Source organism: Streptomyces sp. NBC_00236, assembly GCF_036195045.1.
Classification (GTDB): domain Bacteria; phylum Actinomycetota; class Actinomycetes; order Streptomycetales; family Streptomycetaceae; genus Streptomyces.
The window spans coordinates 3,703,494-3,716,827 of sequence record NZ_CP108100.1; the positions used below are offsets into that span (position 1 = coordinate 3,703,494).

The 13,334-nt window shown below is 71.0% G+C and carries 14 protein-coding genes; 8 read left to right on the forward strand and 6 right to left on the reverse strand.

The features are described 5' to 3' along the window. Nucleotides 1-14: 14 nt before the first annotated feature. A complete protein-coding gene (locus tag OG446_RS16595; protein ID WP_219567351.1) occupies nt 15-1,157 on the forward strand; it encodes an NADH-quinone oxidoreductase subunit D in 1,143 nt (380 codons plus the stop codon). Between the two features lie 50 nt (nt 1,158-1,207). Here OG446_RS16595 and OG446_RS16600 read toward each other — a convergent pair whose 3' ends face one another. The 4 genes from OG446_RS16600 to OG446_RS16615 form a co-directional block, all read right to left on the reverse strand. Continuing rightward, complete coding sequence (locus OG446_RS16600) at nt 1,208-2,242, reverse strand: hypothetical protein (protein WP_328894778.1); 1,035 nt, start codon at nt 2,240-2,242, stop codon at nt 1,208-1,210. 101 nt (nt 2,243-2,343) lie between these two features. Continuing rightward, the gene (locus OG446_RS16605; protein ID WP_328894779.1) at nt 2,344-3,330 is read right to left on the reverse strand and encodes an ABC transporter substrate-binding protein; all 987 of its coding nucleotides are present in this window, start codon (nt 3,328-3,330) and stop codon (nt 2,344-2,346) included. Between the two features lie 70 nt (nt 3,331-3,400). Next, complete coding sequence (locus OG446_RS16610; RefSeq protein WP_306070622.1) at nt 3,401-4,075, reverse strand: ABC transporter permease; 675 nt, start codon at nt 4,073-4,075, stop codon at nt 3,401-3,403. A 3-nt stretch (nt 4,076-4,078) separates the two neighbouring features. Then, entirely contained in the window at nt 4,079-4,792 is a 714-nt protein-coding gene (locus OG446_RS16615) for an ABC transporter permease (RefSeq protein WP_328894780.1), read from the reverse strand. 130 nt (nt 4,793-4,922) lie between these two features. Between OG446_RS16615 and OG446_RS16620 the strand changes: the two genes are divergently transcribed. Further along, nucleotides 4,923-6,110 carry a betaine/proline/choline family ABC transporter ATP-binding protein gene (locus OG446_RS16620; protein ID WP_328894781.1) on the forward strand — a complete coding sequence of 396 codons (1,188 nt, stop codon included), beginning with the start codon at nt 4,923-4,925 and terminating at the stop codon, nt 6,108-6,110. Nucleotides 6,111-6,439: 329 nt separating this feature from the next. Here OG446_RS16620 and OG446_RS16625 read toward each other — a convergent pair whose 3' ends face one another. After that, nucleotides 6,440-7,561 (reverse strand): alpha/beta hydrolase, encoded by a 1,122-nt coding sequence (locus tag OG446_RS16625; protein WP_328894782.1) that lies wholly within the window; start codon nt 7,559-7,561, stop codon nt 6,440-6,442. 140 nt (nt 7,562-7,701) lie between these two features. Here OG446_RS16625 and OG446_RS16630 point away from each other — a divergent pair, with 140 nt between their 5' ends. The 6 genes from OG446_RS16630 (at nt 7,702) to OG446_RS16655 (ending at nt 12,682) form a co-directional block, all read left to right on the forward strand. After that, nucleotides 7,702-9,543, forward strand: coding sequence for a phosphatidylglycerol lysyltransferase domain-containing protein (locus tag OG446_RS16630; protein WP_328894783.1), 1,842 nt, complete (start codon nt 7,702-7,704; stop codon nt 9,541-9,543). A gap of 30 nt (nt 9,544-9,573) precedes the next feature. Beyond that, nucleotides 9,574-10,434 (forward strand): dihydropteroate synthase, encoded by an 861-nt coding sequence (folP, locus tag OG446_RS16635; RefSeq protein WP_443050146.1) that lies wholly within the window; start codon nt 9,574-9,576, stop codon nt 10,432-10,434. Next, entirely contained in the window at nt 10,431-10,913 is a 483-nt protein-coding gene (locus OG446_RS16640) for a nuclear transport factor 2 family protein (RefSeq protein ID WP_328894784.1), read from the forward strand. Before folP ends, OG446_RS16640 begins: the two co-directional genes overlap by 4 nt. A 212-nt stretch (nt 10,914-11,125) precedes the next feature. Beyond that, complete coding sequence (folB, locus tag OG446_RS16645) at nt 11,126-11,485, forward strand: dihydroneopterin aldolase (protein ID WP_328894785.1); 360 nt, start codon at nt 11,126-11,128, stop codon at nt 11,483-11,485. After that, nucleotides 11,482-12,093, forward strand: coding sequence for a 2-amino-4-hydroxy-6-hydroxymethyldihydropteridine diphosphokinase (gene folK / locus OG446_RS16650; protein ID WP_328894786.1), 612 nt, complete (start codon nt 11,482-11,484; stop codon nt 12,091-12,093). Before folB ends, folK begins: the two co-directional genes overlap by 4 nt. Before the next feature lie 106 nt (nt 12,094-12,199). After that, nucleotides 12,200-12,682 (forward strand): DUF3180 domain-containing protein, encoded by a 483-nt coding sequence (locus OG446_RS16655; protein WP_328894787.1) that lies wholly within the window; start codon nt 12,200-12,202, stop codon nt 12,680-12,682. Between the two features lie 28 nt (nt 12,683-12,710). Here OG446_RS16655 and folE read toward each other — a convergent pair whose 3' ends face one another. Beyond that, a complete protein-coding gene (gene folE / locus OG446_RS16660) occupies nt 12,711-13,316 on the reverse strand; it encodes a GTP cyclohydrolase I FolE (RefSeq protein ID WP_326660608.1) in 606 nt (201 codons plus the stop codon). Nucleotides 13,317-13,334 lie beyond the last annotated feature (18 nt).

Below are 13,334 nucleotides of genomic sequence, written 5' to 3' on the forward strand. Positions count from 1 at the left end.
CAATACTGTCCCCCATGACGGAGACGACAGTCGGCATCGGCGGCGCGGCGGAGAGCACCGACATGGTGCTCAACATCGGCCCCCAGCACCCCTCCACCCATGGCGTGCTCCGTCTGCGCATCGTCCTGGACGGCGAACGCATCCAGCACGCCGAACCGGTCATCGGTTACATGCACCGCGGCGCGGAGAAGCTCTTCGAGGCCCGCGACTACCGGCAGATCGTGATGCTCGCCAACCGCCACGACTGGCTGTCGGCGTTCTCCAACGAACTGGGCGTCGTGATGGCCGTCGAGCGGATGCTCGGCATGGAGGTGCCGGAGCGCGCGGTGTGGACCCGCACCCTGCTCGCCGAGCTGAACCGGGTCCTCAACCACCTGATGTTCCTCGGCTCGTACCCGCTGGAACTCGGCGGGATCACTCCGGTGTTCTACGCGTTCCGGGAGCGCGAGGAGCTCCAGGCCGTGATGGAGGAGGTCTCCGGCGGCCGGATGCACTACATGTTCAACCGGGTCGGCGGCCTCAAGGAGGACCTCCCGGCGGGCTGGCTCGGCCGCGCCCGGGACGCCGTCGCGTCGGTCCGTTCCCGCATGGACGTCTACGACAAGCTGGTGCTCGGCAACGAGATCTTCCGGGGCCGTACCCGTGGAGTGGGCGTCCTGTCGGCGGAGGCGGTGCACGCCTACGGGGTGTCCGGGCCGATCGCCCGCGCCTCGGGCGTCGACTTCGACCTGCGGCGCGACGAGCCGTATCTGGCGTACGGGGAGCTCCAGGACACCCTGAAGGTCGTCACCCGTACCGAGGGCGACTGCCTGGCCCGGTTCGAGTGCCTGCTGGAGCAGACGCACAACGCGCTTGACCTGGCGGACGCCTGCCTGGACCGGATGGCGGACCTGGCGCCGGGTCCGATCAACCAGCGGCTGCCCAAGGTACTGAAGGCCCCCGAGGGACACACCTACGCCTGGACCGAGAACCCGCTCGGCGTCAACGGCTACTACCTGGTGTCCAAGGGCGAGAAGACCCCGTACCGGCTGAAGCTCCGCTCCGCCTCGTTCAACAACATCCAGGCGCTCACCGAACTGCTGCCGGGCACGCTCGTCGCCGACATGGTGGCGATTCTCGGTTCGCTGTTCTTCGTCGTCGGCGACATCGACAAGTAGCCGACGGCGCCTGCCGCCGCCTGCTCCGTTCCGTTCCGTTCTGTTCTGTTCTACGAGATCGCGCTGCGGAGCTCCGCCACGTCCAGCTGCTCGGTCTCGTCGTGCGCGGTGAGGTCGATGACCTTGCCGACGGCCCGGTTCTCGGCCGCGCCCGTACGGTGCGCGGCCAGCGCCTCCTCGCCCACCACGTCGGCGAGGTCCTCGTTCTGCACGGACTCGATCGCGGCGTGCGCCTTCTGCGTGCCGAAGAAGTCGAAGCTGCCCTGCGGCACCAGATGGCGGCGCGACGCCGCGTACGGAACGACCGCGCTGGCGGCAGGAACCGCGCGCGGGGCGGGCAGGGCCCGGTCCGGCCGGCTCGCGGGCAGGGCGGTCTGCGGGCGACGGTGCTGCTCGGCGCCCGCCTGCCCGGCGGCTGCCTGCGGGTCCGCGGCCGCCGCGTGCTTCCCCTGCGGCTCCTCCGCTTCCCGGGCCCGCTCCGCGAGATCGCGCTTGCGCGCCTGCTCGGCCGTGCGCCGGGCCTCCTGGAGGGCCCCGTTGCGCGAGAGGTCGTCGAGGGCCTGGGCGGCCCGCAGATACGCGGACGGCGTGGGGGTGCTGCGCGCGGTGGGCAGTTCGCGGGGCGGCGCGGACGCCTCCAGCGCGAGCTGCCGACGGCTCTCCAGGACACTGGCGCGCTCGGTCTCCGCGTTGGCGTACCGCCGCAGCAGCGCGGCGTGCTCGCCCCGCAGTCCGGCGAGCTCCACGCGCTTGCGGCGCAGCTTCGTCTCCAGACGGGCGCGCAGTTCGCGCGACTCCTCCAGATCGGCTTCCAGTTCCGCCACGCGTTCCTCGGCGCGCCATTCGTCACTGGCGCGGGCGCGCGTCAGCTCCGCGACGCGACGGCCCGCCTCCCGGTCCCAGCTGCGCATCAGATACGCGCCGGTGACGGCGGCGGCCGCCGCGGCGGCGACCAGTCCGCGCAGGACCAGCGGCTCGGCGAGCAGCCAGGCTCCCGCGGCACAGAGGACCGCCGCTCCGGCGACGGCCGAAGGCGGAAGGATTCTGTGCAGAGGTGGCGAATGGCGATGGCGTCCACGTGGCATGGCCTGAAATTTACCGTGCGTACGGTCCGCTTGGGGGGCCGCCCGGCAATCTGTTCCCCGGCAGTTACCTGACGGCCCCTGAATCGCTCATTCCGCCCTTGCTACTTCTTGATCAGACCTTTCGTCTCCAGGTATTCCCTGGCGACATCGGCGGGCTTGGCGCGCTCGGCGTCGACCTTGCGGTTCAGTTCCGCCAGATCCTGTGTCGTGAGCGCGTCGGTGAGCTTGCCGAGCGCGTCGGCGATGTCCTGGGCGCCGGCGTCCTCGGCATTGAGGACGGGCAGCACGTTGTCCGCGTTCTGCAGCTTCTTGTCGTCCTCCAGGAAGACCAGGCCAAAGGTGTCCAGCACCGCGTCCGTGGTCGTCGTCAGGACCAGTTGGTCCTTGCCGTCCTTGACCGCCTGCTTGGACTGCGGGGTGCCGACCCCCTTGGGATCGATGCCGGTGACGTCGATGCCGTACGTCTTCTTCAGCCCGGGTGCGCAGAACGGCCGCACCTCGCACTCGTCACCCGCCGCGATCTTCACCTTGATCTTGGAGGCGCCGAGATCCGAGAGCGTCTTGAGCTTGTTCGTCTCGGCGAATTCCTTGGTGACCGCGAAGGCGTTCTGGTCGACGGCCGCACCGGCCGGCAGCACCTTCAGCCCGCGCGGAGTGGCGAGCTTCTCCAGGGCGGCGACCGTGGCCGCGGTGTCGCCCGAGGCGACCGGCTTCGCCTCGGCCGCCTTCGCCCCGTTCACCTTGGCGTTGAGGAATTCCGCGATCGTCGCCGCGTATTCCGGAACGACGTCGATCTCGCCCTTCTCCAGCGACGGTTCGTAGAGTTCGCGGTTCTTCACCGTGGTGACCGACGTGCTGTATCCGGCCTCCGACAGAACGCCGGCGTACAGCTCCGCGAGCACCTTGGACTCGGTGAAGGCGGCGGCGCCGACGACCAGCGAGCCCTTCTTCCCCGAGCCCTTGTCCGCGTCGGACGCGGCGGATCCGCCCTTGTCCTTCTCCAGGCTGTCGCCGCCGCAGGCGGCGAGCGAGCCCGCGAGCGCGACGATGCCGATGACCGCACCGGCCAGGCGCGATGTCCTGCTCATACTGTTCTCCGTCCACGGCAACGAGGCCATATGCGATATGCGTTATCGGTTGAGCAGTCCGTCCGGACGCTCATGCGGTCCGGCGGCGGCGCAGCGGTGACAGCAGCCGGTCGATACCGACCAGTGCCGTCTCCACCAGCAGCGCCAGTACGGCGACCAGCAGGGCGCCCGCGACCACCTGCGGGGTGTTGTACGTGTTGAAGCCGGCGGTGATGATCCGGCCGAGACCGCCCTGGCCGACCATCGCGGCGATCGTCGCGGTGGCCACGACCTGCACCGCCGCCGAGCGCAGCCCGGTCATGATCATGGGGTAGGCCAGCGGGAGTTCGACCCGGAGGAAGAGCTGCCCGCCGGACATGCCCATCCCCCGCGCGGCCTCCGCCACCGAACGGTCCACCTCCGTCATCCCGACGTAGGCGTTGGTCAGCAGCGGCGGCACGGCGAACAGCACCAGGGCGATGATCGTCGGTATGTATCCCGCGTTGCGCAGCGGCGAGACCATGAAGAGGGCCAGCACCGCGAAGACCGGTATCGCCCGCCCCACGTTGGAGATGTTGACGGCGAGCGCACCGCCCTTCCCGATGTGTCCCAGGTACAGGGCGATGGGCAGGGCTATGGCGCAGGACAGGGCGAGCGCCACCCCGCTGACGTACAGATGCTCGCCGAGCCGGTGGGCCACACCGCTCTCCCCCGACCAGTTGGCACCGGTGGTGAGCCAGGTCCAGGCCTCGCCGAGAACTCCCACGGGTCAGACCGCCTTCGCCGGAACGGGTGCGCCCACGGTGTCGCGGGCGGCCGGTATTCGGGTCCAGGGGGTCAGCAGCCGCTGGACACCGAGCAGCAGCAGATCCGCGACCACCGCGAGCAGTACGCAGAGCACCGAGGCGGCCAGCACCTGGGCCTTGAAGAAGCTCGGCAGGGCGTCCTCGATGAGATTGCCCAGGCCGCCGCGGCCCACGATCGATCCGACCGTGGTCAGCGCGATCGTGGACACGGTGGCGATCCGTATCCCGGCCATCAACGCGGGCATCGCCAGCGGGAGTTCGACCTCCCACAGCAGTCGCACCGGCCCGTATCCCATGCCCCGGGCGGCTTCCTTCGCCTCCTGCGGAACGGCCTGGAGACCCGCCAGGATGTTGCGTACGAGAATCGTCAGCGAATACAGCACGAGCCCGGTGACGACGAGCGCCGCGGAGAGTCCGAACAGCGGCAGCAGGAGCGAGAACATCGCGAGCGACGGCACCGTGTAGAGCACCGTCGTCAGCCCGAGCACGGGGCCGGCGAAGTGCCGGCCACGACGGGCGAGCAGCGCCAGCGGAAAGGCCACGGCCACCCCGATCGCCACCGAGACGGCGGTGATCCAGATGTGCTGCACCGTCGCATCCGTCAACTCCTGGCTCCGGGAGCGGAGATACTCACCGCAGATCCAGTCGTTCGTCACCAGGCAGTTCTGTCCGGCCATCCGTCCCCCCACCTCCCGATCGCCTCTCGTACTGATGTCCGGCGAGCCTATCCTCGACCACTGACAATCGCCGAGGCCGTTGTATTCCAGCAACACGTCCTTCACAGAACACGCGCGACAATGGGGAACCATGATCCGTTTCGAGCACGTCACCAAGCGGTATGCGGACGGCACCACCGCCGTCGACGACCTTTCCTTCGAGGTCGCCGAAGGTGAACTCGTCACGCTCGTCGGGCCGTCGGGCTGTGGCAAGACGACCACCATGAAGATGGTGAACCGGCTGATCGAACCGACCGAGGGCCGGATATTCCTCGACGGGGACGACATATCCGCCATCGACCCCGTCCAGCTGCGGCGCCGTATCGGCTATGTGATCCAGCAGGTCGGTCTGTTTCCGCACCGGACCGTGCTGGAGAACACCGCGACCGTGCCCCATCTCCTCGGCTGGAAACGAGGAAAGGGCCGCGCCCGCGCCGCGGAACTCCTCGACCTGGTCGGACTCGACCCTTCCGTTTATGGCGACCGATATCCGGAACAGCTGTCCGGTGGCCAGCGCCAACGCGTCGGCGTGGCAAGGGCATTGGCGGCAGACCCGCCGGTTCTGCTGATGGACGAACCTTTCGGCGCGGTCGACCCGGTCGTCAGGGAACGGCTGCAGAACGAATTCCTGCGGCTTCAGGCCCAGGTCCGCAAAACCGTGCTGTTCGTGACGCACGACATCGAGGAGGCCGTCCGCCTCGGCGACCGTATCGCCGTCTACGGGCAGGGCTCGATCGAGCAGTTCGACTCACCGGCCACCGTGCTCGGCGCCCCCGCCACCGACTACGTCGCCGACTTCGTCGGCGCGGACCGCGGACTGAAGCGGCTCTCGGTCACCGCCGTCGAGGAGAGCGACCTCGACCGGCCGCCGGTCGTCCACCTCGACGACCCGCTGGACCGGGCGACCGAGCGGCTGCGCGCGGAAGGGGCGCGCTGGGCCGTGGTGCTGGACGGTGACGGCCGACTGCACGGCTGGATCCCGGCCGGTGACGCACTGGGCGGCGCCAAGGGCACGGTCCGCGAACACGCCCGCCGGATGGAGGCCTGGCTGCCCGTCGGCGCCCCGCTCAAGCAGGCGTTCGCCACCATGCTCCAGCACGACGCCGGCTGGATCGCGGTCATCGACGAGCGGAGCGAGGGCCGGTTCCTCGGGGTGCTCACCCCGGCCCGGCTGCACGAGGCGCTGCGGCGTTCGATCAGCGCCGACGACCGGGCCGTACCGCGCGCCGAGGTGGCCGTCGAGAGCGTGGCGGCCGTCGCCAAGACCACGGGGGCCTGAGGCGGCCCGCCGCAGGTCCCACCGAGCCGGGAACCGAGGCGGCCGGCGCAGGTCCCACCGAGGCAACCCGGCCCGGCTCCCACCGAGGCAACCCGCCGCAGGTCCCACCGAGCCGGGGACCGAGGCGCCCGGCGCAGCTCCCACCGAGGCAACCCGCCGCAGGTCCCACCGAGCCGGGGACCGAGGCGGGGACCGAGGCGGCCGGCGCAGCTCCCACCGAGCCGGGGACCGAGGCGCCCGGCCCGGCTCCCACCGAGGCGCCCGGCCCGGCTCCCACCAAGGCCGCCCGGCCCGGCTCCCACGGAGGCGGCGCGCCGAAGCGCCTGCGGTCAGCTCTCGCTGAGCCGGCTGCTCATCCACTCCAGGGCCGCGGGGATCTCCCGGCGCCAGGTGTTGAAGTTGTGCCCGCCGCTGTCCAGCACGATCGACGAGACCCGCGCGGGCCGCTTCACCTCGGCCACGAACTTCCGCGTCGCGGCGTAGTTCGCCTCGCCCCGGCGGGACGTCGTGACCAGGAAGGACGATTCGGGCTGCGGCCGGTGCTCCAGGGACCACAGCAGATCGGCGCGCTCGCGCGCCCGCCGGTCGCCGTGGAAGAGGTCACCGGTCGTCGGGTCCTCGGCCGCCTTGTAGTACGCGGAGAGCCCCGCGCTCGCCGTGAAGCGTCCCGGATGGTGCAGGCCGATCTTCAGGGCGCAGTAGCCGCCGGTCGAGTTGCCCATGATCCCCCAGTTCCGGGCGTGCCGCCCGACCCGGTACGCCGCCGAGACGGCGGACGGCAGGTCGTCCGCGAAGAACGTCTCGGCCTTCGGGCCGCCCTTTATGTCCACGCACTCGGTGTCCCGCGGCGGCGCCACGGTCGGCCGCAGCATCACCAGGATCATCGGCTGGGAGCGGCCCGCCCGCACCCGTTGGAGTGATGTCTTCGGGTAGTCGAGCCCCTTGATGAGGTTCTCCGCTGTGCCCGGGTAGCCGGTGAGCACCACGACCGCCGGGAACTTCCGCCGGGCGTACGCCTCCTGGAAGTACTCCGGCGGCAGGTACACATAGGCCGAGGTCTCGATCCCCGAGCTCCGCCCGGCGACCACCACCTTGTCGATCCGCCCCGCCGAGGCGGGACGGGAGCCCCCCGGCACATCGGGCCGCCGCGTCCCCACCCGGACGATGTTCTTCTCCGCCAGCGTCCCCTGGGCGTGGTCGGTCACCACACCCAGATCCTGCTTCTGACCGAACAGATCGGCCCAGGAGCCGTAGAAGAGGAACGAGTTGTTGGCCATCAGGCCGACGGAGACGAACACCGCCACCTGGGTCGACAGCAGCAGGCCCACCCTGCCGAACACCACGGGGACGCTGCGCCGGGCGAGCCTCGGCCAGCACCAGATCGTGACGGCGAACAGCACGACGGCCAGCGTGATCGCCAGGATCAGCACTGCGTTGCCGGTAAGGCCCATGGCGGTAGAACTTTCTTGTCAGGAAATTTCCGGGTGCCGGGTGAACCCGCGGCCCGGAAGCCTCGTCCTAGAGGTCGCACATCGTCCGCAGGGCTCCGGCCGACGGACTCCAAGAATCTCTCGCGGAACCACGGGAAGCGATGTCTGTCACGCTAGATGGGGATAAATCGGGATCGGTTCCGAGTGGCGTACGCAAGTTCGTGCACGGACCGCGACCCGAGACCGTGCCGGCACTCGTCGGCGCCGCCTGCACCGCCGTCGGCCTGATCGACGTCGCCGCAGGCGTCTTCCCGCGCTTCCGGCACAGCCGGATGCACACCCTCGCCGAGGTACTCCCCGGCGCCCTCGGCCCCTTCGCCGCCGCGCTCTCGCTGAGCGCCGGCGTCCTGCTGCTGCTCCTGGCCCACGGCCTGAAGCGGCACAAGCGCCGGGCCTGGCGGGCCGCCGTCGTCCTGCTCCCGGCCGGCGCGGTGGCCCAGTTCACCTACCGGCACTCGGTCCTGGGCGCCGTCGTCTCACTGACGCTGTGTTACCTGCTGGTGCGCCACCGGAGTGAATTCGCCGCGCTCCCCGACCCGCGCAGCCGTTGGAGGGCCCTGGCCAACTTCGTCCTGCTCGGCGCGGGTTCGCTCGGGCTCGGTCTGGTCATCGTGAGCGCCCACCCGGGCCGCCTGGTCGGGAACCCCAGCATCGCGGACCGGCTCCAGCACGTGCTGTACGGACTGTTCGGCTTCGAGGGCCCGGTCGACTACGCAGGCGACACCTCCTGGACCGTGGCCTACTCGCTGGGCGCGCTCGGCCTGCTGACGGCCGTCACCACGATCTACCTCGCCTTCCGGCCCGAGCATCCGGCCGCCCGTCTCACCGAGGACGACGAGGCACAGCTGCGCGCCCTGCTGGAGCGGCACGGCCGCCGCGACTCGCTGGGCCACTTTGCGCTCCGCCGCGACAAGGCCGTGGTCTTCTCCCCCAGCGGCAAGGCCGCCGTCTGCTACCGCGTGGTGTCCGGGGTGATGCTGGCCAGCGGCGACCCGATCGGCGACGTGGAGGCCTGGCCGGGCGCCATCGAACGCTTCATGGACGAGGCCAGGGCGCACTCCTGGACCCCCGCGGTGATGGGCTGCAGCGAGACCGGTGGCGAGGTCTGGACCCGCGAGACCGGACTCGACGCCCTGGAACTCGGCGACGAGGCGGTGGTGGACGTCGCGGATTTCTCGCTGGCCGGACGCGCGATGCGCAACGTGCGCCAGATGGTGAAGCGCATTGAGCGCGGTGGGTACGAGACGCGCGTCCGGCGCGTGGCCGACATCGGCGAGGCGGAACTGGCCCGCATCCGGCGAGCAGCCGCCGACTGGCGCGGCACGGACACCGAGCGCGGCTTCTCCATGGCACTCGGCCGGATCGGCGACGGCGCCGACCGGGACTGCTTCGTCGCCACCGCCCACAAGGCCGGCGAGCAGGACGCGGAGTCCCCGTACGGCGATCTGAAGGCCGTACTCCACTTCGTCCCGTGGGGCAGCGACGGGATGTCCCTCGACCTGATGCGCCGCGACCGCGCCGCGGACCCGGGGATGAACGAACTGCTGATCGTCGCCTCCCTGGAGGCCGCGCCCCGGCTCGGCATCACGCGCGTCTCGCTGAACTTCGCGATGTTCCGCTCCGCCCTGGCCCGCGGCGAGAAGCTGGGGGCCGGGCCGGTCCTGCGGGCCTGGCGCGGGCTGCTGGTCTTCCTGTCGCGCTGGTTCCAGATCGAGTCGCTGTACAAGTTCAACGCCAAGTTCCGGCCGCGTTGGGAGCCCCGGTTCGTGGTCTACCGCACCGCCCGCGAGCTGCCCCGGATCTCCCTGGCCGCCATGCAGGCGGAGGGCTTCGTCAGCTTCGCGCTCCCCCGCCCGCTGGCCCGCCGGCTGCCGTCGGGCGGGCGGCGCCCGTGCCCGCACGTGCGGGCCGCCGCGGGGGAGCACGGTGTCCGTCCGGCGTGACCGGTCCCCGTACGGGCCTACGCTGGTCGTATGAGTACGTTGCATGGACGAGGCACGGTGCAGGGCCTGCCGGAGTGGGACCGCTGCGCGGTCATGGGTGTCGTCAACGTGACCCCGGACTCCTTCTCCGACGGGGGCCGCTGGTTCGACACCACGGCGGCCGTCAAGCACGGCCTCGACCTGGTCGGTGAGGGCGCCGACCTGGTCGACGTCGGCGGTGAGTCGACCCGCCCCGGTGCGAGCCGGGTGGACGAGTCGGAGGAGCTTCGCCGGGTGGTCCCGGTGGTCCGCGGCCTGGCTTCGGAGGGGGTCACGGTCTCCGTCGACACCATGCGGGCCCGGGTCGCCGAGCAGGCCGTCGCCGCGGGAGCGGTCCTGGTCAACGACGTGAGCGGCGGGCTCGCCGACCCGGACATGGTCCCGGTCGTCGCGGCCGCCTCGGTGCCGTTCGTCGTCATGCACTGGCGCGGCTTCAGCGAGTCCATGAACAGCAGGGCGGTGTACGGGGACGTCGTGGCCGAGGTCGTGGAGGAACTGCGGGTCCGGATGGACGCCGTGGTCGCCGGGGGTGTCGCCCCCGAACGGATCGTGATCGACCCGGGCCTCGGCTTCGCCAAGGACGCCGCCCACGACCTGTCGCTCATCGCCCGGCTGGACGCGCTGCACGGCCTCGGCCGCCCGCTGCTGGTCGCGGCGTCGCGGAAGCGGTTCCTGGGGCACGTACTGGCCGGTGAGGGCGGGGCCCCGCCGCCCGCCCGCGAGCGCGACGCGGCCACCGCCGCGGTCTCCGCGCTCTCCGCCCGGGCCGGTGCCTGGGCCGTCCGGGTCCACGAGGTACGGGCCACCGCCGACGCCGTCCGGGTCGCCCGCGCGGTCGAGGGAGCCGCGTGAACGAGCCGCAGGACGAGCAGACCTCCGCCGCCGACGACATCGCGGCGGTCGAGCGGGCCAACACCGCGTTCTACGAGGCCATGGAGCGCGGCGACCTGGACGAGCTGACCGGGCTCTGGCTGCCCGGGGAGGACCTCACCGTCTCCTGCGTCCACCCCGGCTGGCCGGTGCTCACGGGACGCGGCGAGGTGCTGCGCAGTTACGCCCTGATCATGGCGAACACCGAGTACATCCAGTTCTTCCTGACCGACGTCGGGGTCTCCATGACGGGCGACACCGCCCTGGTGACCTGCACCGAGAACATCCTCAGCGGCGGCCCCGCCGAGGAGGGCAGCTCGCTCGGGCCGCTCGTCGGCCAACTGGTCGTCGCGACCAATGTGTTCCGCCGCACTCCGGACGGCTGGAAGCTCTGGTCCCACCACGGCTCGCCCGTACTGGCCGAAACCGGTGAGGAAGAGGACGAAGACTCCTCGTCCTGAGCGGGTACAACGCCCATAGGGGCCCGAAAGGCAGCTCGGCGGGGTTGGAACCGGGCACATCGGGGTATCAGCGGCTACCAGTCCCGTACCGCCGTGTCCATAGCCCCCGCGGGGGAGGACTGTCGGCGCTCGCAGGTAGATTCGGAAATGGGTATGCGGCCGCCCGCACGCGGCTCCGTACCCCCTCGACAACAACAGCAGGAGTGATTCGCGTGGATCGTGTCGCGCTGCGCGGCCTCAAGGCCCGTGGGCACCATGGCGTCTTTCCCCGGGAACGGGAAGAGGGACAGACGTTCATCGTGGACCTGGTGCTCGGCCTCGACACCCGCCCCGCGGCAGCCGCGGACGACCTCACCAGGACCGTGCACTACGGCGTGGTCGCCGAAGAGGTCGTGGCCGTGGTCCAGGGCGAACCGGTCGATCTGATCGAGACGCTCGCGGAGCGCATCGCCCAGCAGTGCCTCAAGCACGAAGGCGTCGAGGAGGTGGAGGTCGTGGTCCACAAGCCGGATGCGCCCATCACCGTCCCCTTCGACGACGTCACCGTCACCATCACCCGGAGCCGAGCATGACTGCATTTTCTACCGAGGGGCAGAGCGACCCGACCGTACAGCCGGTTCCCGCCTCCGTGGTCGAGCAGGTGGACGCCGCGGACATCACCCTCTCCAACCCCAAACGCGCCGTGATCTCCCTAGGCTCCAATCTGGGCAACCGCCTGGAGACCCTCCAGGGCGCCATCGACGCCCTGGAGGACACGCCGGGCCTCCGGGTCAAGGCCGTCTCCCCCGTGTACGAGACGGAGCCGTGGGGCGTCGACCCCGGCTCCCAGCCGTCGTACTTCAACGCGGTCGTCGTCGTGAAGACGACGCTGCCCCCGTCCTCCCTCCTGGAGCGCGGCCAGGCCATCGAGGAGGCCTTCGACCGGGTACGCGCGGAGCGCTGGGGGCCGCGCACCATCGACGTGGACATCGTCGCGTACGCCGACGTCGTCTCCGACGACCCGGAGCTCACCCTCCCCCACCCCCGGGCCCGCGAGCGCGCCTTCGTGCTCGCCCCGTGGCACGACGTGGACCCCGAGGCCCAACTGCCCGGCGCCGGCCCCGTCGCCGCTCTGCTGGCCGGTGTGGGGCGCGACGGCGTACTGCCCCGGGCCGACCTGGAACTCCGGCTGCCCGAGTAGTCGTTAGGCTCGGAGGAGACAGCAGGACATCCACAGGCCAGGCCCTCCACAGGCCAGAACATCCACGGGCCTGGACATCCACAGGCGGCGAAGGGCGGCTCACCCGGTGAAGCAACTACGGCTCGGAGTACTGGCCGGCCTCTTCGCCGCGGCCGGGGTGCTGTCCTGGGGCGGCGCCCGCCTCTGGGACTCCCTCGGCACCCTGCCGAGCGTCCCGCTGTTCGCACCCATCGTGCTCGCGGTGATCGCCGTGGTCCTGCTGGCGACGGCGCTCTCCATCCGCTCCCGGCTGCGCGCCCAGCGCGAGCGCCGGCCGGGCGCCAAGGGCGTCGAGCCCCTGATGGCGGCCCGTGCCGTGGTCTTCGGCCAGGCCAGCGCCCTCGTCGTCGCCCTGGTCGCCGGGATGTACGGCGGCACCGGCGTCTTCCTGCTCGGCTCCCTCGACATCCCGCCCCGCCGCGACCAGGCCATCTACGCGGGCTTCGCGGTCCTGGCCGGCATCGCGGTGATCGCGGCGGCCCTGTTCCTGGAACGTGTCTGCAAGCTCCCGGACGACGAGGACGACAACAAGAACGCGGCGGCGGCGTAGGCCGCCCGTTCCCGTCCCGGCCGGCGCGTCAGCGCGCCATGATCAGGCTCATGGCCTCGGCGCGCGTCGCGGGGTCGCGGAGCTGTCCGCGCACCGCCGAGGTCAGCGTCTTCGCCCCGGGCTTGCGGATCCCGCGCATCGACATGCACATGTGCTCGCACTCCACGACGACGATGACGCCGCGCGGCTCCAGGATCCCCATCAGGGACTCGGCGATCTGCGTGGTGAGGCGCTCCTGGACCTGCGGCCGGCGGGCGTAGACGTCCACCAGCCGGGCCAGCTTCGACAGACCGGTGATCTTGCCGCTGGTCGCCGGGATGTACCCGACGTGCGCCACTCCGCGGAACGGCACCAGGTGGTGTTCACAGGTGCTGAACACCTCGATGTCCTTGACCAGCACCATCTCGTCGTGGCCCAGGTCGAACGTGGTCGTCAGGACGTCCTCGGGCTCCTGGTAGAGGCCGGCGAATATCTCCTTGTACGCCCGCGCCACGCGCCCCGGAGTCTCCCGCAGCCCCTCCCGGTCCGGGTCCTCCCCGACGGCGATGAGCAGCTCGCGTACGGCCGCCTCGGCCCGCTTCTCGTCGAACTCGCCGATCGAACCCTGGCCGTCCAGCGTCACCGGGTCGGTCATCTGTGCCTCGTTCCTCAG